Here is a 21,540-nt window from a genome sequence, read left to right as displayed (position 1 = left end):
TCCGGATCGAGCCGGCAGGCGCCGGGCACGGTCAGGCGGTCCGCTCCCCGGGCATCGTGGACCGCGGCGGCGAGGTCGGGGCGGCGGGTCAGACGGGGGTCGGGGACGGGGTGGGCAGGTCGAGCTGGGGGCGGGACTGCCACAGTGCCCAGTCGGAGCTGATCGCGCCCGCCGCTCGCTGCAGGTGCGGCAGGTGCTTGTCGAGGAGCGTCTTCATGCTGGTCTCGGCGGCGTTGACGGTCACGTTCATCGCCGCGCGGACGTCGCCGCGGGCGTCGCGGATCGGGACGGCGACGGAGCGGATGCCGGGGGCGAGCTCGTTGTCCGCGGTGGCGAAGCCGCGGACGTTGACCTCGCGGAGCATGGTGTCGATCGTGCGCCGGCCGAGCCGGACCCATGGCTCGATGCCGGAGCGGCTCGGCGTGGCCAGTGCGGCGTCGAGGCGGTCGGGGGGCAGCGCGGCGAGGAGGACCTTGCCCTGGGAGGTGGCGGCGGCCGGGAAGCGGGTGCCGATCTGCACGCGCAGCGCGATGATCTTCGGCACGGCGACGCGGGCCAGGTAGACGATGTCGGAGCCGTCGAGCTGGCTGATCGACGACGACTCGCCGGTCGCGGCGACGAGCTGCTCCATGTGCGGGCGGGCCATGTCCCACAGTGACAGGGCCCCCACATACGCCATGCCGAGCTCCATCACGCGGGGGGTCAGCTCGTGGACGCCGGCCGTGGCCCGCACGTAGCCGAGCTCTTCCAGGGTGAGCAGGATGCGGCGGGCGGTGGGCCGGGCGAGGCCGGTGGCGGTGGCGACCTCGGCGAGCGTCATCCGCGGCTGGTCGGCGTGGAACGCCCGGATCACGTCGAGCCCTCGTGCCAGGGCCTCGATGAAGTCGGGTCCTTCTCCGCGCTGTGCCATCGCCGCCTCAATCGTGGTTGGAGTTCGCCCCGCGAACACTAGTCCTTGCGCAACGGCGACGAGGGGACGACGACGAGGCGCCGGGTGGCCACGCCGCCGGCCTGTGCGGTCCACGCGGCGCCGATCTCGGACAGCGGCACGCAGTCGTGGTCGGCGACCAGCCGGCCGGCGGCGGCATGGCCCGCGAGGTACCGCATGGTGGCGCTCTTCTCGGCGGCGCTGAGCTCGGTGTTGGTGTAGCCGAGGACGCGCAGCGACCCGCTGCGCAGCGTCGCGGAGTCCAGCGGCGCGATCTCCCCGGCGGCGCTGCCGAGGTTGACGAGGCGGCCGCCGCGGCGCAGGGTGCGCAGCGACGCGGCGGCCGGGATCCCGAAGAGCGGGTCGAGGACCAGGTCGACGGGGCCGTCGGTGGCGTCCTGGAGCCGCCGGGCGAGGGTCGCGACGTCGTCGGTGTCGTGGAGGGCGACGACGGCGTCGGCGCCGAGGCGGTGCGCGCGTTCCCGGGCGGCCGCGGACCGGCAGGCGGCGATGACCCGCCGGGCGCCGGCGAGCCGGGCGAGCTGGATCGCGGCCTGCCCGACGACGCCTCCGCCGCCGAGGACGAGGACCTGTTCGCCGGGGAGGAGCTCGCCGCGCCAGGTGAGTGCCTGCCAGGCGGCGACGGCGGACAGGCCGAGCGCGGCGACGAGCCGGTGGTCGACGTCCGCGGGCAGCGGCACGACGTCGGCGGCGGGCACGGTCACGACCTCGGCCATGCTGCCGTCGCCGGGGCGCATCCCGGCGTCGGTCGGAAACCAGACGGCGGTGCCGTCGTCGAGGGTGCCGACGCCCTGCACGCCCGGCACGTACGGCAGCCCGGGCGTGCCGAAGTAGGAGGTGCCCGACGCGCACAGCACGTCGAGGGGCGTGATCGGCGCGGCCGTCACCGTGACCGTCACCTGGCCCGCACCCGCGACCGGCGCCGATCTCACAACGACCACGGGCGGCGACCCGCAGCGCACGACGGTGGCGGCGCGCATCATGTGGCGATGTCGGGGTAGGGCAGGTCGAAGTGGGCGAGCCGGGCGCCGTACTGCTTCTGGTAGGCGAGGGGCTCGTCGTGGTCGCGTTCGAACATCGCGATGAACAGGGTCAGCGTGAGGAACGGGTGGGCGCCGAGGCCGAACAGCGCGATGTGGTCGTGCCCGGTCAGCGCGGCCCGCTCCTCGTCGGTGAACCGCTGCCACGTGCCCGCCTCGCCGGTGTGGCTGTTGAGCAGCGCGTTGGCCAGCGTGGACTCCCACCAGGCGACGGTCCCGGCCGGGTCGACACGGTACCGCTCGACGAGCGCGGGGTCTCTGTCCACTGTGTACAGGAACTTGTCGAGCAGATAGCGGCTCATGCCGGGGCTCCCTGCGGGTACCAGGTGAAGTACGCCTCCATGGTGTGGAACAGGTCGTAGGTGTCGACGTAGTCGGCCTTCACGCCGTCGCCGGCGACACCCATCATGAGCATGAAGTCCATGAACCCGTGGGTGGCGTTGCCGGGTGCGTGCAGGCTGTCCAGGGTCACCTCGGACAGGCAGCCGTCGAGGTCGCCGTTGGCGATCCACTCCACGGCCCGCCGGTCGAACTCGGGGTCGGGGCCGTGCGGGCCGAACTGGCGGGGCCCGCCGAGCTCCAGGGACAGGTGGCCGGTGCCGATGACCGCGACCCGCAGATCGCTGGGCCACGACTCGACGAGCTCCCGGATGGTGCGGCCGAGCTGCACGAACCGGCGAGGCTGCGGCAGCGGCGGGGCGAAGATGTTGGTGTAGATCGGCACGATCGGCAGGTCCGCCTCGGGCCGCAGCGTGATGATCGGGCACGTGATGCTGTGGTCGATGCGCAGCTCGTTGCTGAACGCGAGGTCGAAGCCGGCGTCGAGGCCTTCGCGCAGCACGTGCGCGGACAGGTCCTCCTGGCCGCGCAGCAGCATGCGCGGCAGGCCGAACTCGCGTTCCTCGTTGTACCAGTTGGCGTCGTAGAACGGGGCCTTGCCGACGAGGAACTGCGGCATGTTGTCCAGCCACAGCTGGTGGAAGTGGTCGGAGCCGACCATGACGAGCACGTCGGGGCGGGCGCGGGTCAGCGTCTCGCGGAACGCGGTGACCTTGCGGACCCACTCGTCGGCGAACGGCGGGCGGTCGTCGCCGGTGGCGGTGCTGGCCTTGAAGTAGAACGGATGGTGGGTCGAGGCGATGACCGCGACAACCTGGGCCATGGCGCCGCTTCCTTTCAGTCAGCCGGAACAGTGGGTGGGTCGACGTAGCGGGCGTTGCGGTCGACGGTGCGGTAGATCTCGAGGCCGAGGCCGGTGCGCTGTTCCTCGGCGAGGTGCCCGAGGAGCCCGGCGGCGCGGGCGAGGAGCGCGAAGCCGCGCAGCATGGTGACCGGCAGGCCGAGGTCGGCGAGGGCGGCGCCGCAGACCCCCGCGCCGTTGAGCGGCAGGGTCCGCCCGAGGATCGCCGGGTGCGCCCGTCCGACGGCCTCGAACAGTCGCAGGTGCGGTCCCCGTACACCGGCCTCGTCGGCGATCCGGATCAGCACCGGCGTGCGGGGGTCCTGGACCTTGTGCACCGGATGCCCGAGGCCGGGCACGAACTGTCCGGCGGCACGGCGGGCGGCGATCGCGTCGGCGGCAACGGCGTCCCAGCCGGCATCATCGACAGGAGTCGAGGAAAGCGACGACAACACCGAGTGCAGGAACACGCCGCAGTCCTCGGTGACGCCGAGGAAGCGGGAGCCGCCGCCGAGCAGCCCCGCCGCGAGCGCGCCCTGCAGGGACTCGGGTGCGCTGGCGTACGTGACCCGGGCGGCGATCGCGGTGGGTGTGAACCCGTGGTCGGCGAGCGCGACCAGGACCGCCTCGAAGACGCGGGTCTCCCCCGCCGAGGGCCGGCGCCCGGCGACGAGCCAGAAGGCGAGCTCCCCGAAGCCGACGTTGCCCATCAGGTCCGCGGCGAGGTCCTGGCCGAGCAGCGTGATGCGGTCGGCGTCGGAGGTGCCGATGGACGTGGGGAAGCTCAGCTCTTCAGCCATCGCCGGATCTCCTCGCCGTGCTCGTCCAGGCCGGGCGGCGGCAGCTCGTAGCTCGGCGGGGTCGCCGACAGCGTGATCGGGTTGCGGATGCCGGGCACCGCGCCGGTCTCGACGACCGGGTCGAGGCCGAGCGACTCGGCGAGGGCGACGCCGCCGTCGATGGTGTTGATCGGCGCGCACGGCACCCCGGCGGCGATCAGCTCGTCGAACCACGCCTGCTTGCCCTTGGCCCGCAGCCGCTCGACGAGCAGCGGGCGCAGCGCCTCCCGGTGCGCGGTGCGGTCCTGGTTGCGCTGGAAGCGGGGGTCGTCGAGGAGCTCCTCGCAGCCGAGGACGGCGCAGAGCTTGCGGAACTGCCCGTCGTTGCCGGCGATGACGATGAGGTCGCCGTCGGCGGTGGGCAGCGGCTCGTACGGGAACAGGCTCGGATGCGCGTTGCCCATGCGGAACGGCACGGTGCCGCCGGCGACGTAGCCGCTGCTGTGGTTGACCAGGCCGGACAGGGCGGAGGACAGGAGGTTGACCTCGACATGCTGGCCGGCGCCGGTCGCGGTGCGGTGGTGCAGCGCGGCGAGGATGCCGATGCCCGCGTGCATGCCCGCCATCACGTCGAAGACGGAGATCCCGGCGCGGAACGGCGGCCCGCCGGGGTCGCCGGTGAGGCTCATCAGGCCGGACACCGCCTGCACCATCAGGTCGTAGCCCGGCATCGCCGCGCCCGCGCCGGACCCGAAACCGCTGATCGAGGCGTAGACGACCGCCGGGTTGCCGGCGGCGACGGTCGCGTGGTCGAGGCCGAAGCGGCGCAGCCCGCCGGGCTTGAAGTTCTCGATCATGACGTCGGCGCGGGCGGCGAGGGCCTGCGCCGCCGCGAGGTCCTCCGGGTCGCGCAGGTCGAGGGCGATGGACCGCTTGTTGCGGTTGATGCCGAGGTAATACGTGGAGACGCCGTCGCGGGTCGGCGGCATCCAGGTGCGCGTGTCGTCGCCGCCCGGCCCCTCGACCTTGATGACGTCGGCGCCGAGGTCCGCGAGGAGCATCGTGGCGTACGGCCCGGCGAGGATCCGCGAGAAGTCGGCGACCAGCAGACCACTGAGTGGTCCCCCGCGCTCCGGTGCCGCCATCAACTCCCCCTCGTCCGCGATACGGACACTTGTCCGCTACACCAGTCTCAAGAATGCACCCCGTGATGTCAACCGCCGCCCCGCTGGCGTCTGCGGCATCGGTACGACCTGGGAAGGCGCGAGGCGGGTGCCTTGACAGCGCTCGTGACGGGGGACACACTTTCGCCGATCGCTCCTCTGACCGCTACACGGACGATTGTCCGGAAGGAGTTGACAGCGATGGACGCACAGCCGGTGCTGTTCCGCAACGGTCTGGTCCTCACGATGGACGACGCGCACACCGTCCTGCCCGGCGCCGACGTCCTCGTCGTGGACGGGCGCATCGCCGAGGTCGGCGTCGGCCTCACCGCCCCGCCCGGCACCGACGAGATCGACGCGAGCGGCGGCATCGTCATGCCCGGCATGATCGACACCCACCGGCACCTGTGGCAGACCGCGATGCGCGGCTACGGCGCCGACTGGACGCTCACCCAGTACTTCGTCTGGTACTACCTGGAGTCCGGCCGGCACTTCCGGCCCGAGGACATCCACGCCGGCAACGTCCTCGGCGCCTGGGAGGCGCTCGACGCCGGCGTCACCACGACCGTCGACTGGTCACACGGCCTGCAGACCCCGCAGCACGCCGACGCCGCCGCCGACGCCCTCGAGTCGGTGCCGGGCAGGTTCGTCCTCGCCTACGGCAACATCCAGCAGGGCCCGTGGGAGTGGGCGACCAGCCCCGGCTTCCGCGACTTCGTGGAGCGGCGGGCGCGCGGCGCGCTCGGCTTCCAGATGGCGTTCGACGTGACCGGCGACCCCGCGTTCCCGGAGCGGGCGGCGTTCGAGGTCGCCCGCGAGCTCGGCGTGCCCGTCACCACGCACGCCGGGGTGTGGGGCGCCACCAACGACGACGGCATCCGGCTCATGCACGAGCACGGCTTCATGACCCCGTCGACGATCTACGTGCACGCCGCGACGCTGTCCGGCGACTCGTACCATCGCATCGCCGCGACCGGAGGGTCCGTCTCGGTGTCGACGGAGAGCGAGCAGAGCGCCGGGCAGGGCTACCCACCGACCTGGCAGCTGCGCGACCACGGCATCCCCGTGTCGCTGTCGATGGACACCAGCGTGTGGTGGAGCGGCGACCTGTTCTCCGCGATGCGGGCCACGCTCGGCGCCGACCGCTCCCGCGAGCACCTGCAGGCGCACGACCGTGCGGAGACCGTCACGCACGTGCACCTGCGCGCCGAACAGGTCGTCGACTGGGCGACCCGCGGCGGCAGCAGGGCCCTCGGCCTGGACGGCGTCGTCGGCAGCCTCCAGCCCGGTCGCGCGGCGGACGTGGTGCTCCTCAAGAACGACCACTCCCCCGTCATGTTCCCGATCCTCAACCCGTACGGCCACGTCGCCTTCCAGGCACAGCGCGGCGACGTGCACACAGTGCTCGTGAACGGGCGCGTCGTGAAGCGCGACGGCAGGCTCGTCGGCGCGGACCTCGCCAAGGCCCGCCTCGACGTCGAGCGGACCGTCGAGCACCTCATCACGACCATGGGCCCTGCGGCGTGGCAGCAGGGCATGAACCCGGACATCCCGGCCACGAAGGTGCTCGACAACCCGTACATGTACACCGAGTGGCGCAACGAGGCCTGACCAGGCCTATTCAGGCCTAATGGTGCGCGTCCGCGGGGTCGAGACTGGAGACCTCGTTGTCGAGGATGTGCTGGACGTGTCCGAGGGCGCGTGAGGTGTACGTGCCGGACTCGCGCGCGTCCAGCAGCGCGGCCTGCGCCGACTCGAGCAGCAGCCGGTGCAGCTCGCGGCGCTGGTGCAGCAGGTCCGACTCGGCCGGGCCGGCCGGTTTGGTGAGCGCCTGCCCGAGCGCGGCGTTCTCCCGGCGGGCCGCCTCGAGGGCCTCCTCGTCGAACGGCTGGCCGCCCGCCTGCCGCAGGTCCGGGTTCTCCAGGACGTCCTCGCCCTCGGCGACGATCTCGCCGATGAGCCGGGCCAGCTCCCGCCGGTCGGCCTCGGCGTCGGTGCCGGCGATGCGCAGTTTCTTGATCAGCACCGGCAGCGTCGCGCCCTGGCCGAGGAGCGTGACGATCGCGACGACGAACGCGATGAGGATCAGCTGTGAGCGGTGCGGGACGTTCTGCGGCAGCGACTGCGCGGCGGCGAGGGTGACGACGCCGCGCATCCCGGCCCAGGCGAGCGCCGCGCCGCCGCGCCAGCCGAGACCCTCCGTGGTCAGGTAGGCGTCGTCGGCCTGCTTGCGGCGCACCAGCGAGGCCATCCAGCCGGCCCGCGCCGCCGACTTCGGCGAGTCGTGCTGCCGCTCGGCCAGCCTGACGAGGATGCCCTGCAGCCGGTCGGTGCGGGCCCGGGCGCGGCGCTGGTCGTGGCGCAGCATCGCGGTCAGCGGCGCCACGAACATCACCCGCAGCAGCACCAGCAGCGCGGTCACCGCGAGCCCGATCCCGACGGTCTCCAGGACGTCGTCCTCCCCGTGGTGCACGTCGCCGACGACGGTGACGATCTGGTACCCCATGAGCAGGAACACCCCGTTGTCCAGCAGCAGCTGGATGGTGCGCCAGTTGGTGCGCTCGCTGATGCGGTCCTGCGCGGTGAAGTGCCGCGCGCTCTGATGCCCGGTGACCAGTCCAGCGACGACGACGGCGAGCACGCCGGAGGCGTGGATCTCCTCGGCGGGGACGAACGCGAGGAACGGCGCGATGAACGAGATCGCGGTGGTCAGCACCGGCTCGTTGAGCTTTGCCCGGATCCACACCGTGAGCAGGCCGGCGACGAGCCCGATGACGAGCCCGGCGGCGACGGCGAACGCGAAGTCGCCGAGCACGTCCCACAGCGACACCACGCCGGCGGTCGCGGCGACCGCGGAGCGGAGCATGACGAGCGCGGTCGCGTCGTTGATGAGCCCCTCGCCCTCCAGCACGATGACGAGCCGGGGCGGCAGGCCGAGCCGCTTGCCGATCGCGATCGCGGCGACGGCGTCGGGCGGGCTGACGACGGCGCCGAGCGCGATCGCGGCGGCCAGGCTGAGGTCGGGGATGAGCCAGTGCAGCAGGAGCCCGACGGCCAGCGCGGAGATGACGACGAGCAGCACCGACAGCCCGCCGATCGCCTTCACGTTGCGCCGGAAGTCGGTGGCGTGCACGTTGACCGCGGCCGAGTACAGGATCGGCGGCAGCACCACGAACAGGATCAGGTGCGGATCGACGTTGAGATTCGGCACGAACGGGATGTAGCTGAACCCGATGCCGACGACCACGAGCGCGATGGGCACGGCCACGCGGACGCGTGGCGCCACTTTCGCGACCGCGACGATGACGAGGACCGCTGCGATGGCGAGGAGTCCGTGCTGGAGGTGCATGCCACAGTCTTTCGCACCTCGGTTGACGGCCGCCGACCGGGGGATGGACCTTGGTGCCATCATGGGTCGCATGACGACGTGGCAGGAGTTCGAGACGGCCGAGCCGGCGTTCGCCGGCCGGGTCCGGGCGCTGTTCGACGCGTACAAGCACAAGACGATCGCTACACTGCGCGCCGACGGGTCGCCGCGCATCTCGGGCATCGAGGCGGAGTTCACCGGCGGCGAGCTGTGCTTCGGCTCGATGGCGAACGCCCGCAAGGGCGCCGACCTGCGGCGCGATCCTCGCTTCGCCCTGCACAGCGCCACGGTCGACCCGGTGGACGGCTCCGAGGCTTCGTGGCCCGGCGAGGCGAAGATCACCGGGCGCGCGGCCTTGTCGGACAATTCCGACAATTCAAATAAGTTTTGCGCGGACATCGCCGAGGTCGTGCACACGCACCTCAACGCCGCGGGCACCCGGCTCGTCGTCGAGTGGTGGACACCCGCACACGGCCTGCGTCAAGCCGAACGCGACTGATGTGACACCTCCGTAGGGAACGGCCACCTCGCCGACGCCCAGCGCCGCGAGGTCCTGCGTCGCCTCCGCGACACCCGGCGCGCCGCCATGGACCGCTGCGTCGACCCGGTCGCCGCCCTTCTCCTGGAGGGCGGCGCTCTCCGGCCGCGCGCCGGCCTGGACCGGCTCGACGCCCGCGAACGCACCTGGGCCCCACCGAGGCGGTGACCCCACCCCCAGCCGCCTCACCACGGGCCGCGGAACGCACCGGCGCAAGCGGTTCCACCCGTCCGGGGCACCGGCCGTCGTGCGCGACCGCCGGCGGCACCGCGCGGCCCGGTTCCCGGGGCCGCGCCGGCGACGGTCGTTCGGATCCGGTCTTCGCCGGCGCCCCCGACCTCGTTCGGGCCCGAAACCCACCTCGTTCGGGGCCGAACCCACCTCGTTCGGGTCCCGACGTCGCGTCGTTCGGGGGTCAACGACCATCTGTCGCGTCGTAGGACGGCCACGGGATGTTCACGTGGCGGCCGTCGCGTCAGACACTAATGATCGTCGATATTGTCGGCGGCGGTGCCGGTACCGGCGTCGCCGCCGTCGCCCGAAGTCTGATCGGAGCAGGAATGACCCGACGTTCTCGTCCGCTCGCCGCGCTGCTCGCCGGTGTGCTCGCCGCGCTCGTGCTCGGCACCCCGTCCCACGCGGCCCCGTCAGGGATCCCGTCGAAGGCGACCGCGCAGTCGTGGCTGAACGCGCTGACCGTCGCCACGCAGGGCACGACCAGTGGCTACTCCCGCGACCTGTTCCCGCACTGGGTCACCATCAGCGGCTCCTGCGACACCCGCGAGACCGTCCTCAAGCGGGACGGCACGTCGGTGGTCACCAACAGCTCCTGCTCGGCGACGTCGGGCCGCTGGTACTCCCCCTATGACGGCGCCACCTGGACCGCGGCGTCCGACGTGGACATCGACCACGTCGTCCCGCTCGCCGAGGCGTGGCGGTCCGGTGCCAACTCGTGGACGACCGCGAAGCGGCAGAGCTTCGCCAACGACCTCACCCGCCCGCAGCTCATCGCCGTCACCGACAACGTCAACCAGTCCAAGGGCGACCAGGACCCGTCGACGTGGCAGCCGTCGCTGACGTCGTACCGCTGCACCTACGCCAAGATGTGGATCGCCGTCAAGTACTACTGGGCGCTGAAGCTCCAGTCGTCGGAGAAGTCCGCGCTGCAGACGATGCTCAACACCTGCTCCTCCTGACCCGCCGGTTGGCCGGGGCGCGTGTCGCGCGTCCCGGCCCACCCGCACCCGGCCCGGAAACGGACCGCCGCCCGTCAGCCGGACAGGGGGTGTCCGCCGTCGCCGTCGACCTTGGTGTCCATGATGCCGTCCTCGTCGAGGTCGACCATAGTGACGTCGGCCTTGCCGTCGCCGTCGCTGTCGAGCTGGAACAGGTCGGCCTTGCCGTTGCCGTCGGTGTCGATGGCCAGCACGTCGGCGACGCCGTCGCCGTTGGTGTCGACGGCGAGCAGCTCGTCGCGCTGGTCGCCCCGGGTCTCGACGGGTTCGGTCATGGCGTATGCCCCTCTACGGTCCGGCGATCTCTGAAGAAGCGTCATGGTAGCCCCGCCCCGGACCGGCCGGGCATTCGCGGTGTGCCGGCGCTGACCGGTACCGCCGCCGAAGCCGGATCCGATGAAGGCCGCGGACCCTCGCGCTCCTGGGTTCATCCACCACCGCCCCTGACCTTGATCTCAACCTAGGTTGAGGTTTTACGGTGCACGCGTGGCACCCGAGCCGAACGCGCACGTGAAGGACCTGCTGACCGTCGGTGAGGTCACCGCCCGCACCGGGGTGGCCGCGTCAGCCCTGCGGTTCTACGAGGCCGAAGGACTCATCACCGCCGAGCGGAACCGTGGCAACCAGCGGCTGTACCGGCGGCACATGCTGCGCCGCATCTCGCTCATCCTCGCGGCCAGGCGGCTCGGCATCCCGCTCGCCGACGTCGCGCAGATCTTCACCACCCTGCCCGCCGACGAGGCGCCGAGCCACCGGGACTGGGTGCGGGTGTCCCGGATCTGGAAGCGTGAGCTCGAGGACCGGCGGCGGTACCTCGTGAATCTCGAGCGGCAGCTGACCGCCTGCATCGGCTGCGGCTGCCTGTCGATGCGGCTGTGCGACCTGCTCAACCCCGACGACCAGCTCGGCACCCGCGGGAAGGGGCCGGTGCGCCTCGACGACCCGGCGTGACCTCACGCCAGGGCGGCGTCGTGGACCTGCGGCGGCAGGGCCGCGACGAACGCGTGGTCGCCCCCGACGGGTCCGACCCGCGAGGCCCCGCCGGGTGAGCCGATCGCGCTGAAGAACCCCGCGTTGACGGCGGTGAACGCGTCGAGCCCAGCGGGCAGGTCGTCCTCGTAGAAGATGGCCTCGACCGGGCAGACCGGCTCGCACCCACCGCAGTCGATGCACTCGTCGGGCTGGATGTACAGCATCCGCTCGCCCTCGTAGATGCAGTCGACCGGGCACTCGTCGACGCATGCCTTGTCCATCAGGTCCACGCACGGCAACGCGATCACGTAGGTCATGGCGCGGACACTAGGTGCTCAACCGCACTTGAGCTCAAGCCCGGACCGGGTGTGACGGATCCCGGTCGCGGGTGGCCTGCCGCCGGCCGCGACGGGACGCCGGGGAACACTCTGGTGCGTGTCGTGGTGGATGTACGCGTTGCTGCCGCTCGCCGGCTTCGGGGCCGGCCTCGTCGGGAGCGTCGCGGGGCTCGCCTCGCTCATCAGCTATCCGATGCTGCTGGCGATGGGATTGCCGCCGGTCACCGCGAACGTCACCAACAGCGTCTCCCTCGTCTTCAGCAGCGCCGGGTCGGTGGCCGGGTCGCGGCCGGAGCTCGCCGGGCAGGGGCCACGGCTGCGGTGGCTGTCGCTCGCCGCCGTCGCGGGTGGGGTGACGGGCAGTTCGCTGCTGCTGCTCGCGCCGGCGGAGACGTTCGAATACGTGGTGCCGTGGCTGATCGCGGGCGCGTCGCTGGCGATCCTGCTGCCCCGGCGGCCGTCGGACGCGCCGCGGCACCGGCACCACCGCTGGCTGCTCGCCGGCGGTGTCGCGCTCGTCGGCGTGTACGGCGGCTACTTCGGCGCGGCGGCCGGGATCGTGCTGCTCGCGCTGCTGCTGGCGATGACCCCGGACACGTTCGCGCAGGGCAGCGCCGCGAAGAACGTGCTGCTCGGCGCGGCGAACGCGGTCGCGGCCTGCGCGTTCGCGCTGTTCGGCCCGGTGCACTGGCTCGCGGTGCTGCCGCTGGGCGCGGGCCTGTTCATCGGCGGCCGGCTCGGACCGGTCGTCATCCGCAGGAGCCCGCCGGCGGCGCTGCGCGGTGTCATCGCCGTGCTCGGTCTCGGTCTCGCCGTGCGGCTGGGCTGGCAGGCGTACCGCTGAGCCTTCAGAACCCGATGGGTTCGCGGAGCAGCAGGACGGTGCCGCGGCCGGGTTCCAGCTCGCCGTTGAGGACGAGCAGGCGGTTGACGGCGCTGGGCCGGCCGTAGACCGCCTGGGCGCGGACGTTCTCCAGCGGCAGGCAGTGCTCCTCGACGCGGCGCAGCGCGGCGCCCAGGTCGGGCACCACCTTCTGCGATCCGACGATCCAGATGGCGTGCCCGGCGCCGCCCGCGTAGCCGGGGATCTGGCCTCCGCTGGCCGACGCGACGACCAGGGAGCCGGTCTCGGTGACCGCGGCGACGCTGCCCACGATGACGTCCGGGGCGCCGATCAGCGCCCAGATCTCGCGGGCCCTCGTCGCCCGGTCCATGCCGAGGGTCCGCGCCTTGATCGCGTCGTAGCGCCCGCCGGCGTTGATGTCCGCGTCGATGCCGGACAGGCGCAGCGTCTCGCTCGCCCCGGTGAAGACGCTCGCGCCCTGCGGGATCAGCTCCGCGACGCGGGCCCGCGCGGCGGCGGCGTCGTCGAGGATCTCCACGGCGAAGTTGTTCGCCCGCAGCGCCGCCGCGGTCCGCTCCAGCCTGTCGGTGGGTGCTTCCCCTGCCAGCGGGCTGGTGTCGAGGTACCGCACCTCGTAGACCCGCTCGGCGAACCTCCAGCCGTCGCCGGTGCGCCGGTACCGGTCGTGGTAGACGGCGTAGTTCTGTCCCTGCCGGCCGTCGCGGGTGCGGGCGAGCTCCTGGATGTACGCGCGGCCGGTCGCGGTGTCGCCGTCGAGCTGGATCGTGCCCGGGTGGGTGTTCTGCACGAAGAACTCCCACTGCGCCTGCAGCCGCTCGCCGCCGGCCAGGATCTCCTCCGGGCCGGTGAACTCGGCGGGGATGTCGGGCATCCGCAGCACGCCGTCGCCGGTGAACAGCGCCGCGAGGCGGGCCCGGTCCCGCATCATCGCCGCGTCGGTGAACTCGCCGCGCAGCGCCTCGATCTCGACCCGGTCCGCGATCGCCTGGAAGTCCGTCATCGGTGTCCCCTGTTCGTCGGATGCTGCTTCGAGGGGTTCGACAGCACAGCCCCGCGGAATGTCAGGCCTCACAATCCGGTGCGCTGTGCTGTCGTACCGGTGAGGAAACCCGCAACCGAGGGGAGCGGCCGGACATGACCGACCGAGCGATCGTCGACGAGCGGCGGCAGCTGATCAACCTGGCGTACCGGCTGCTGGGCTCCCTCGCCGAGGCCGAGGACGCCGTGCAGGAGACGTACGCCCGCTGGTACGCCATGAGCCGCGAGCAGCAGGAGGCCGTCGAGGCACCCGGTGCGTGGCTGACCACGGTCGCCAGCCGGATCTGCCTCAACGTGCTGGGCTCGGCCCGCGCCCGCCGGGAGCGCTACGTGGGCGAGTGGCTCCCGGAGCCGCTGCCCGACCGCACGGAGTGGGGCGCCACGGCGGACCCGGCCGACCGGGTCACCCTCGACGAGTCGGTCAACATGGCGTTTCTCGTGATGCTGGAGTCGATGACCCCGGCGGAACGCGTCGCGTTCATCCTCCACGACGTCTTCCGCTACCCGTTCGCGGAGATCGCCGGCATCGTGGGCCGCACCCCGGCGGCGTGCCGCCAGCTCGCGTCCTCGGCCCGCCGCCGCATCCGCGCCGCCCGGGCTTCCGCGACCCCGGCGGCCCGGCAGGCGACCGTCGTGCGGGCGTTCAAGGCGGCCTGGGAGGCCAAGGACGTCGACGCGCTCATCGGCCTGCTCGACCCGGACGCCACGGCGGTCGCCGACGGCGGCGGCCTGGCCGTGACCTTCCCGCACCCGATCTCGGGCGCCGCGCGGATCGCGCGCACCTGGGTCGAGATCGCCCACCTGGCGACGGCGGGCACGACCTTCCTGGAGCGCACCGTCAACGGCCGGCCCGGCCTGGTCGCCGAACAGGACGGCCGCATCGTCACGGTGTTCGCGTTCGCCGTCGACGGCGGCCGGATCACGCGCATCTGGGCCGTCCGCAACCCGGAGAAGCTCAGGCCGTGGACGACGGACTGACCCGCAGGGTCAGCGACTGGAACCGGCGGCCCCGCTCCACCCCGACGGTGTGGAAGTCGACGACGTCGAAGCCCGCGCCGCCGCCCGTGACGAGGCCGAGCAACTGCTCGTCGGTGCGCCACGAGAAGAAGCGCGGCGGCACGTGCTCGTCGCCGTCGATGGGCCCTTCTGCGCTGTGCGTCCCGCCGAACACGCCGAGGAAGAACAACCCACCGGGGCGCAGCACCGCGCGGATCGCCTCCAGGGCCGCGGGCAGGTCGCGGTTGGGCACGTGCAGCAGGCAGTTCATCGTGAACACCGCGTCGAACGAGCCGGCCGGCACCTCCAGCCGCAGCAGATCCATGACGTGCGCCTCGAGCCCCTTGGCCCGGCAGCGCTCGACCATCGCCGGCGACAGGTCGGCCGCGACGACCTCGAAACCCTCCTCCTGGAACGCGAGGCTGTCCTGCCCGGTGCCGGCGCCGACCTCCAGCAGCCGCGCCCCCGGCGCCAGCCTGTCCCGGAACGCCTGCCGCTCCGCGACCTTCCACGGCTCCTTGGTGAGCCGGTCCCGCCAGGCCGCCCGCCCGTCGTACGCCGTCCGCAGCGCACCGATCACGTCGTCGTACCGAACGTCCATGCCGTCCAGTATCGACGGCCCGGCCCCGGCCCGTCGCGCTCGGCCGGCCGTGGCGGGGGCGGGACTCAGCGGGCGTGCCTTGCCCGGCCCGCCGCGGTGGGCACCGACACGGGCGAGCGGGGGACGGGCACGCCCGGTGGAGCGGGGACGGTGAGGGTCGGCAGGGAGCGGCGGGGCACGGGGACCGTGGCGGCGAAGCGGGGACCTGGGGCCGCGGTCAGCACCAGGCGGTGCCGGCCGGCGACCGGGACCCGCGTGGGCCTGGAGCGGCGCAACAGGCGCAGTGCCTGGAGTTCGACGCCGTGGTAGACGAGCATGGCCGCGATGAGGCTGAACCACAGCACCGACACCGTCGCCACCAGCGCCTGCAGTGGGCCGGCGTGGTGCGGCAGGAGGCCCCAGCGGTTGAAGGCGGCGATGACCAGGTAGTGCACCAGGTAGAACGCGAAGGACAGCTCGCCCAGGTACACCATGACCGGGCGGGACCAGAAGGTGCGTGCGCCGCGCAGGTCGGCGCGGGCGGCCGCGGCCACGATGCAGGTGACGGGGACGAGCGTGATGGCGTGCTCGTTGAGCGGGTAGGGGGCGAACAGGCCCGCGACCATCGCCGGCGGCAGGAGCGCCAAGGACCAGCGCAGACCGGGGCCGCGCCAGGAGCCGGAGCGCACGAGCAGGGCGACGCAGACGCCGAGCGTGAACTCGGCCATGCGGACCGGGGGCAGGAGGTAGCCGACCCAGGCCGCGGTGGCGTGGGAGGCGTGGACAAGGTTCGCGCCGAGGGCGACGACGCATTCGACCATCATGACCGCGATCGCCCACAGGCCGGCGGGGCCGAGGCGGCGCAGGCCGGCGAGCAGCAGCGGGAAGCACAGGTAGAAGAACGCCTCGCAGGACAGCGACCAGCTGACGATGTTGAGGCCGGCGTACACGTCGCGCCGCGGCACCCAGCTCTGCGTGAGGGTCAGGTGGGTGGCCAGTTGCAGCGGGCCGGCGCCGCCGATGATGAACACGGCGGCCACGGTGGTGACGAAGGTCGCCGGGTAGATCTTGCTGAAGCGCCGCCACCAGAAGGTGCGGGCGGGTTCGCCGGGGCGGGCGGACCAGGCGAGGACGAAGCCGGACAGGACGAAGAAGAACGAGACGCCGAGGCCGCCGCCGTGGGCGAGGGCGGCCCAGACCGCGGAGCGGACGGGCTTGGCGGCGACGAGCTGCGGGTTGTAGTACTGCTCGAGCAGGTGCTGGCCGAAGACGATGAGCGCGGCTGCCCAGCGCAGTCCGGTGAGCGACGGTAGGCGGCTGTTACGGTTCACCCCCGTTGTCTAACGAAACCCGCGCATGCACAAGGGTGAACGGGGACAGGCTCACATCGAACCTCATCCTGAGAAGGCCCGCACCGCCGCATCCACGGAGACGACGTCGGCGTACTTCGCGTCCAGGTCGAACAGGTTCGCCTCGTGCGGGCCCGGGGCACGGTCGGCGCACGCCTCCCGCACCACCATGGGCCGGAAGCCGGCCTGCAGCGCGTCGACGGCGCTGGCCCGCACGCAGCCGGACGTGGAGTAGCCGCCGATGACGACGGTGTCGACGCGGGCGGCGGTGAGCCACGCGGCGAGGGCGGTCCCGGCGAACGCGCTCGCGTAGTGCTTGCGGATCACCAGCTCACCGGCCGACGGGGTCAGCGAGGGGGGCAGCGCGGCGAGGGGCGAGCCGTCGGCGAAGACCCTCAGGCCGGGGACCTTGGTGGCGAACAGCGGCGCCTCGGAGCAGGTCTCGTCGGCGAACCCGACGGCCGTGAACGCCACCGGCAGCCCGGCGGGCCTGGCCGCGGCGAGCAGGTCCGACATCGCGGCGAGCGCGGCCGATGCCGTGGTGCAGAACAGCGGCGAGTCCGGGTCGAGGTAGGCGACGACGGGGTCGACGAGCAGCAGCGCCGGCCGCGACCCCCAGCCGAGCCGCCGCGAGAACCCGGCGGCCAGATAGTCCGGTGTGGACATCAGACGACGCCGTCCGCGCGCAGCTTCTCCAGGTCCTCGGTGGACAGTCCCAGCAGGTCGCCGTACACGGACTCGTTGTGCTCGCCGAGGGCGGGACCGGCCCAGCGGATCGAACCCGGGGTCTCCGACAGGCGCGGCGCCGGCGCCTGCATCGGCAGCGTCCCGAAGCCGGGGTGCGGGACGTCCACGATGGACTGCCGGGCGACGAAGTGCGGGTCGGCGAGCATGTCCGCGGGGCGGTAGATCTTCCCCGCCGGTACACCCGCCGCGTGCAGCAACGCGAGGGTCTCATCCGCCGGCAGGGTCGCGGTCCAGGCGCCGATCGTGTCGTCGAGCTCCTGCTGGTTGGCCCCGCGGGCGCCGTGCGTCGCGTAGCGGGGATCCTCCGCCAGCGAGGGCCGGCCCATCACCTCGCACAGGCGGGCGAAGACGGTGTCGCGGTTGCCGGCGATGAGGATGTCGACCCCGTCCGCGGTCGGGTAGGCGTTGCTGGGCGCGACGTTCGGCAGGATCGCGCCGGTGCGTTCGCGCTGGTACCCGGCGACGACCCACTCCGGCAGCAGCGACTCCATGTACGTGAGGACGGCCTCGTAGATGGCGGAGTCGACGACCTGGCCGCGACCGGTGCGGGAGCGGGCGTGCACGGCCATGACGGCGCCGTAGGCGGCCATGGTGCCGGCGAGGGCGTCGCCCAGGGACACGCCGACGCGGCTGGACGGGCGGTCGGGCTCGCCGGTGACGTGCCGGATGCCGCCCATCGCCTCACCGATCGACCCGAACCCGGCCCGCGGCGCGTAGGGGCCGGTCTGCCCGTACCCGGTGACCCGGACGAGCACGAGCCGCGGGTTGATCGCGGACAGCTCGTCGTAGCCGAGGCCCCAGCGCTCCAGCGTGCCGGGCCGGAAGTTCTCCACGAGCACGTCGGAGGAGGCGACGAGCCGGCGGACCAGGTCCTGCCCGGCGGGGCTGCGCAGGTTGCAGGTGACGGACTTCTTGTTGCGGGCCACGACCGGCCACCACAGCGACTGCCCGTGCGGCTTCTCCCTGCCCCATTCGCGCATCGGGTCGCCTTTGCCGGGATCCTCCAGCTTGATGACCTCGGCGCCGAAGTCGCCGAGCAGCTGCCCGGCGAACGGACCGGCGAGCAGCGTCCCGGTCTCCAGGACGCGGATGTCAGACAGCGGACCAACCATGGTTCGGGAGTGTACGGTTTGGAAACGTTGTTTCGCTAGAGGAACCGGAGGTCGGCGATGGCCGGTGTGGAGATCGTCGAGGTGGGTCCGCGCGACGGCCTGCAGAACGAGAAGGTCCTGCTGCCGACCGAGGTCAAGGTCGACTACATCACGCGGGCCCTGGACGCCGGCGTCCGCCGGGTGGAGGCGACCGCGTTCGTGCATCCGGGCCGGGTGCCGCAGATGGCCGACGCCGAGGCCGTGATGGCGTCGGTGCCGCGCCGCGCCGGCGTCACGTACATCGGCCTCGTGCTCAACCGGCGCGGCCTGGACCGGGCCCTGGCAGCCGGGGTCGACGAGGTCAACGTGGTCGTGGTCGCCTCCGACGAGTTCTCCCGCCGCAACCAGGGCACCACCACCGCCGAGGCCCTCGACGTCTGGCACGGGATCGCGTCCGCGGCGGGCGTTCCGGCCTCGCTGACGATCGCGGCCGCGTTCGGCTGTCCGTTCACCGGCCAGGTGTCCGTGGACCGCGTGCTCGAGATCGCCGCCGAGGCCTGCAGGTCCGCACCGCGCGAGATCGCGATCGCGGACACGATCGGCGTCGGCGTCCCCACCCAGGTGCGGACACTCGTCCGCGAACTGAAGGCCCTCGGCGTGCCGCTGCGGGCGCACTTCCACAACACGCGCAACACCGGCTACGCCAACGCCGTCGCCGCCCTCGAAGCCGGGGTGCGGACCCTCGACGCCAGCATCGGCGGGATCGGCGGCTGCCCGTTCGCGCCGCAGGCGACCGGCAACATCGCCACCGAGGACCTCACGTACCTGTTGCACGGCATGGCCGTCGACACCGGGCTCGACCTGCCCGCCCTCGCCGCCACCGGCACCTGGATCGGGGAACGGCTCGGCATCCGGACCCCCGCCCAGCTCGGCCGCACGGCGCCGTTCCCACCCTTGCCTCAGAATGGAAACGGTGTTTCCATTACGCCGTGACTGGCGCTCAGCTGAACATCTGCAACGGCGTGCGGGAGTTCGCCCGTGCCACGCCGGACACGGTCGCCGTGATCGACGGGGACCGCCGGCTCACGTACGCCGCCCTCGACGAGCGGGCGAGCCGCCTGGCCAACGCGCTCCTGGACGCCGGTCTGCGGCCCGGCGACCCGGTGGCGGTCCTGTCCGGCAACCGCCTGGAGTACTGCGAGATCGCCGCCGGGCTGGCGAAGGCCGGCCTGCCGATGGTGCCGCTGAACCCGCGCCAGACGGCCGCCGACACCGCGTACATCGCCGGCCACTCGGGCGCGCGGGCGCTGATCCTGGACCCGGTGCTGCAGGACCGCGCCGTGGACGTCGGCATCACGCTGCCGCTCGGCCCGGCCTACGAAGCCGCGCTCGCCAGGGCCTCCGCGACCGACCCGCGGGTGCCGGTCGGTGAACAGGACCCGTTCTGCATCGCGTACACCTCGGGCACCACCGGCGCGCCGAAGGGTGTCCTCATCAGTCACCGCTCCCGCTGCCTGACCTTCTACTGCACCGCCCTGGAGTGGGGGCTCGGACCGGGCCGGCGCACGGTCGCCGTCGCGCCGATGTATCACGGCGCAGGGTTCGCGTTCGCCTACGCGGCCGTCTTCACCGGAGGGACCGTGTCGATGCTGCGCGCCTGGGACCCGGGCGCGCTCCTGGCCATGATCGGGCGGGACCGCCTGCAGTCGGTGTTCCTGGTGCCGACGCACGCGGTCGGCCTGCGCGAGGCCGGCCTCGCCGGGCACGACCTGCGCAGCCTCGACACGCTGTACTTCAACGCGGCCGCGCTGCCCGTCGCGCTCAAGGCATGGGTCCTGGAAGCGTTCCCCGGCGTCGGCGTGCACGAGCTCTACGGCTCCACCGAGGCCGGTGTCATCACCAACCTGCGCCCCGCCGACGCCCGCCGCAAGGCCGGATCCGTCGGCCATCCCTGGTTCATGACCGAGATCCGGGTCGTCGACGACGATGGTGTGCCGGTCGCCCCGGGCACACCCGGCGAGCTCTACAGCCGGTCGCCGTTCCTCATGAACGGATATCTCGCGAACCCCGCGGCGACCGCGGAGTGCACCACCGCGGACGGCTTCATGACCAGCGGGGACGTGGTCGTGGTCGACGACGAGGGGTACATCACCATCGTCGACCGCAAGAAGGACCTGATCATCACCGGTGGGGTGAACGTCTACCCCCGTGACGTCGAGGAGGCCCTGGCCGCGCACCCGTCGGTCGTGGAGGCCGCGGTCGTCGGCGAGCCCGACGACCGGTGGGGCGAGCGGGTCGTCGCATACGTCGTGGCGCGTCCCGGGACCGGGTGGGACCCGGACGCGCTGCGCGAGCACCTGCGGGACCGGCTCGCCGGGCACAAGGTGCCGAAGGAGATCCGGCCGATCGCGGCGCTGCCCCGCAACGCGGCTGGCAAGGTGTTGAAACGAGAGTTGAGGAGTGCTCTGTGAGGGCCCATGTCGAGCTGATCCACGAGGACGACTACATCTGGCACGCCGCCGAACTGCCGTTCGGGGAGGGCGGGGCCGTCGAGCGGCGGCTGTCCACCGACGAGGAGGACGGCTCGTCGTCGCTGTCGCTGCGGTTCCCGGCCGACTGGGGCCGAGGCCCGGGCGTGCCGCACGCCGACACCGAGTTCTACGTCGTGTCGGGTTCGCTGGTGTACGGCGGCACCGAGGTCGGACCGGGCGGCTACCTGCAGGTCCCCAAGGGCGTGCCGATGGACTGGATCAAGATCCGGGAAGGTAGCCACGTCCTGCACTGGCGCGAGTACGGCGACGCCGGCTTCGACCCCGACGGCCCGTCCCGCTCCGAAGGCGCGCCGTCGCTCATCGACCCGTCGAAGCTGGAGTGGGTCGCGGCGCCGACCGTCGGGCCGCTCACGCCGCTGTACATCAAGCTGCTGCACCGCGACCCGAAGACCGGCTTCTACACCCGCCTGATCCGGGCGCCGAAGGGCTGGAGCGACCACCGCCTCGCGCACCACCCCTGCTACGAGGAGTTCTACACGCTCAGCGGCAAGATGGCGTACAACTTCGGCGACATCGACGAGGGCACCTACTGCTTCCGCCCCGCCGGCGTGAAGCACGGCCACTTCATCGCCGAGACCGAGATCGACTGGATCATCCGCTCCGACGGCGAGCTCATCAACTGGTACACCACCGACGAGTGGGTCAAGTGGGGCGGCACCGCCGAGAACTACCACACCCACGAGGCCCCGGTCATCTCCACCCTCCCGGTCCGCTCCCGCTCCCGCGGCCCCTGGTCCGGCGACGGCATGTAGTGGACCCGG

General features: G+C 72.6%; 23 protein-coding genes. 9 read left to right on the top strand and 14 right to left on the bottom strand.

Going from position 1 to position 21,540, the window contains the following annotated elements:
- Window positions 1-88: 88 nt before the first annotated feature.
- From ABZS58_RS31295 to ABZS58_RS31270, 6 genes are read right to left on the bottom strand one after another with little or no spacing between them, the layout of a single operon-like run.
- Entirely contained in the window at window positions 89-910 is an 822-nt protein-coding gene (locus ABZS58_RS31295) for an IclR family transcriptional regulator C-terminal domain-containing protein (RefSeq protein ID WP_354786831.1), read from the bottom strand.
- 38 nt (window positions 911-948) lie between these two features.
- On the bottom strand, window positions 949-1,890 hold the full coding sequence (locus ABZS58_RS31290) for a zinc-binding alcohol dehydrogenase family protein (protein WP_354786830.1): 942 nt from the start codon (window positions 1,888-1,890) through the stop codon (window positions 949-951).
- A 38-nt stretch (window positions 1,891-1,928) separates the two neighbouring features.
- On the bottom strand, window positions 1,929-2,291 hold the full coding sequence (locus tag ABZS58_RS31285) for a hypothetical protein (RefSeq protein WP_354786829.1): 363 nt from the start codon (window positions 2,289-2,291) through the stop codon (window positions 1,929-1,931).
- Window positions 2,288-3,151 carry an extradiol ring-cleavage dioxygenase gene (locus ABZS58_RS31280; protein WP_354786828.1) on the bottom strand — a complete coding sequence of 288 codons (864 nt, stop codon included), beginning with the start codon at window positions 3,149-3,151 and terminating at the stop codon, window positions 2,288-2,290. Before ABZS58_RS31280 ends, ABZS58_RS31285 begins: the two co-directional genes overlap by 4 nt.
- Before the next feature lie 14 nt (window positions 3,152-3,165).
- Window positions 3,166-3,969, bottom strand: coding sequence for a citryl-CoA lyase (locus ABZS58_RS31275; RefSeq protein WP_354786827.1), 804 nt, complete (start codon window positions 3,967-3,969; stop codon window positions 3,166-3,168).
- A complete protein-coding gene (locus tag ABZS58_RS31270) occupies window positions 3,954-5,093 on the bottom strand; it encodes a CoA transferase (RefSeq protein ID WP_354786826.1) in 1,140 nt (379 codons plus the stop codon). Before ABZS58_RS31270 ends, ABZS58_RS31275 begins: the two co-directional genes overlap by 16 nt.
- A 219-nt stretch (window positions 5,094-5,312) precedes the next feature.
- Between ABZS58_RS31270 and ABZS58_RS31265 the strand changes: the two genes are divergently transcribed.
- Window positions 5,313-6,722 (top strand): amidohydrolase family protein, encoded by a 1,410-nt coding sequence (locus ABZS58_RS31265; RefSeq protein ID WP_354786825.1) that lies wholly within the window; start codon window positions 5,313-5,315, stop codon window positions 6,720-6,722.
- A 16-nt stretch (window positions 6,723-6,738) separates the two neighbouring features.
- On the opposite strand, the gene ABZS58_RS31260 is transcribed toward ABZS58_RS31265, so the two are convergent.
- A complete protein-coding gene (locus tag ABZS58_RS31260) occupies window positions 6,739-8,460 on the bottom strand; it encodes a sodium:proton antiporter (protein ID WP_354786824.1) in 1,722 nt (573 codons plus the stop codon).
- A gap of 70 nt (window positions 8,461-8,530) precedes the next feature.
- Here ABZS58_RS31260 and ABZS58_RS31255 point away from each other — a divergent pair, with 70 nt between their 5' ends.
- Window positions 8,531-8,977 (top strand): pyridoxamine 5'-phosphate oxidase family protein, encoded by a 447-nt coding sequence (locus ABZS58_RS31255; protein ID WP_354786823.1) that lies wholly within the window; start codon window positions 8,531-8,533, stop codon window positions 8,975-8,977.
- Between the two features lie 599 nt (window positions 8,978-9,576).
- Window positions 9,577-10,212, top strand: coding sequence for an HNH endonuclease family protein (locus ABZS58_RS31250; protein ID WP_354786822.1), 636 nt, complete (start codon window positions 9,577-9,579; stop codon window positions 10,210-10,212).
- 74 nt (window positions 10,213-10,286) lie between these two features.
- On the opposite strand, the gene ABZS58_RS31245 is transcribed toward ABZS58_RS31250, so the two are convergent.
- Window positions 10,287-10,526: a hypothetical protein gene (locus ABZS58_RS31245; protein ID WP_354786821.1), complete on the bottom strand. Its 240-nt coding sequence runs from the start codon at window positions 10,524-10,526 to the stop codon at window positions 10,287-10,289.
- Between the two features lie 211 nt (window positions 10,527-10,737).
- Here ABZS58_RS31245 and soxR point away from each other — a divergent pair, with 211 nt between their 5' ends.
- The gene (soxR, locus tag ABZS58_RS31240) at window positions 10,738-11,202 is read left to right on the top strand and encodes a redox-sensitive transcriptional activator SoxR (RefSeq protein WP_354786820.1); all 465 of its coding nucleotides are present in this window, start codon (window positions 10,738-10,740) and stop codon (window positions 11,200-11,202) included.
- 2 nt (window positions 11,203-11,204) lie between these two features.
- Here soxR and fdxA read toward each other — a convergent pair whose 3' ends face one another.
- Window positions 11,205-11,540 (bottom strand): ferredoxin, encoded by a 336-nt coding sequence (gene fdxA / locus ABZS58_RS31235; RefSeq protein ID WP_354786819.1) that lies wholly within the window; start codon window positions 11,538-11,540, stop codon window positions 11,205-11,207.
- Window positions 11,541-11,658: 118 nt separating this feature from the next.
- Here fdxA and ABZS58_RS31230 point away from each other — a divergent pair, with 118 nt between their 5' ends.
- Window positions 11,659-12,405 carry a sulfite exporter TauE/SafE family protein gene (locus ABZS58_RS31230; RefSeq protein ID WP_354786818.1) on the top strand — a complete coding sequence of 249 codons (747 nt, stop codon included), beginning with the start codon at window positions 11,659-11,661 and terminating at the stop codon, window positions 12,403-12,405.
- A gap of 4 nt (window positions 12,406-12,409) precedes the next feature.
- Here ABZS58_RS31230 and ABZS58_RS31225 read toward each other — a convergent pair whose 3' ends face one another.
- Window positions 12,410-13,426, bottom strand: coding sequence for a nuclear transport factor 2 family protein (locus ABZS58_RS31225; RefSeq protein WP_354786817.1), 1,017 nt, complete (start codon window positions 13,424-13,426; stop codon window positions 12,410-12,412).
- Between the two features lie 134 nt (window positions 13,427-13,560).
- Between ABZS58_RS31225 and sigJ the strand changes: the two genes are divergently transcribed.
- Window positions 13,561-14,442: an RNA polymerase sigma factor SigJ gene (gene sigJ, locus ABZS58_RS31220; RefSeq protein ID WP_354786816.1), complete on the top strand. Its 882-nt coding sequence runs from the start codon at window positions 13,561-13,563 to the stop codon at window positions 14,440-14,442.
- Here sigJ and ABZS58_RS31215 read toward each other — a convergent pair.
- The 4 genes from ABZS58_RS31215 to ABZS58_RS31200 all read right to left on the bottom strand — a co-directional run bounded on the left by ABZS58_RS31215 (window position 14,420) and on the right by ABZS58_RS31200 (window position 18,248).
- Window positions 14,420-15,070, bottom strand: coding sequence for a class I SAM-dependent methyltransferase (locus ABZS58_RS31215; RefSeq protein ID WP_354786895.1), 651 nt, complete (start codon window positions 15,068-15,070; stop codon window positions 14,420-14,422). The two genes, sigJ and ABZS58_RS31215, sit on opposite strands and share 23 nt — an antisense overlap.
- A 56-nt stretch (window positions 15,071-15,126) precedes the next feature.
- Entirely contained in the window at window positions 15,127-16,371 is a 1,245-nt protein-coding gene (locus tag ABZS58_RS31210; RefSeq protein ID WP_354786815.1) for an acyltransferase, read from the bottom strand.
- Window positions 16,372-16,434: 63 nt separating this feature from the next.
- A complete protein-coding gene (locus ABZS58_RS31205; RefSeq protein ID WP_354786814.1) occupies window positions 16,435-17,055 on the bottom strand; it encodes an isochorismatase family protein in 621 nt (206 codons plus the stop codon).
- On the bottom strand, window positions 17,055-18,248 hold the full coding sequence (locus tag ABZS58_RS31200; protein ID WP_354786813.1) for a CoA transferase: 1,194 nt from the start codon (window positions 18,246-18,248) through the stop codon (window positions 17,055-17,057). Before ABZS58_RS31200 ends, ABZS58_RS31205 begins: the two co-directional genes overlap by 1 nt.
- Before the next feature lie 57 nt (window positions 18,249-18,305).
- Here ABZS58_RS31200 and ABZS58_RS31195 point away from each other — a divergent pair, with 57 nt between their 5' ends.
- The 3 genes from ABZS58_RS31195 to ABZS58_RS31185 are packed head-to-tail and all read left to right on the top strand — an operon-like array spanning window position 18,306 to window position 21,531.
- Window positions 18,306-19,220, top strand: coding sequence for a hydroxymethylglutaryl-CoA lyase (locus ABZS58_RS31195; protein ID WP_354786812.1), 915 nt, complete (start codon window positions 18,306-18,308; stop codon window positions 19,218-19,220).
- Window positions 19,217-20,698, top strand: a complete 1,482-nt coding sequence (locus ABZS58_RS31190; protein WP_354786811.1) for an AMP-binding protein — start codon at window positions 19,217-19,219, stop codon at window positions 20,696-20,698. Before ABZS58_RS31195 ends, ABZS58_RS31190 begins: the two co-directional genes overlap by 4 nt.
- Window positions 20,695-21,531: a DUF4437 domain-containing protein gene (locus tag ABZS58_RS31185; protein WP_354786810.1), complete on the top strand. Its 837-nt coding sequence runs from the start codon at window positions 20,695-20,697 to the stop codon at window positions 21,529-21,531. The genes ABZS58_RS31190 and ABZS58_RS31185 overlap by 4 nt, the downstream gene beginning before the upstream one ends.
- Window positions 21,532-21,540: the final 9 nt, after the last annotated feature.

Source organism: Dactylosporangium sp. NPDC005555, assembly GCF_040605635.1.
Classification (GTDB): Bacteria; Actinomycetota; Actinomycetes; order Mycobacteriales; family Micromonosporaceae; genus Dactylosporangium.
The sequence above is the reverse complement of the archived record's forward strand: the minus strand, read 5'-3'. Positions and strand labels throughout refer to the sequence as shown.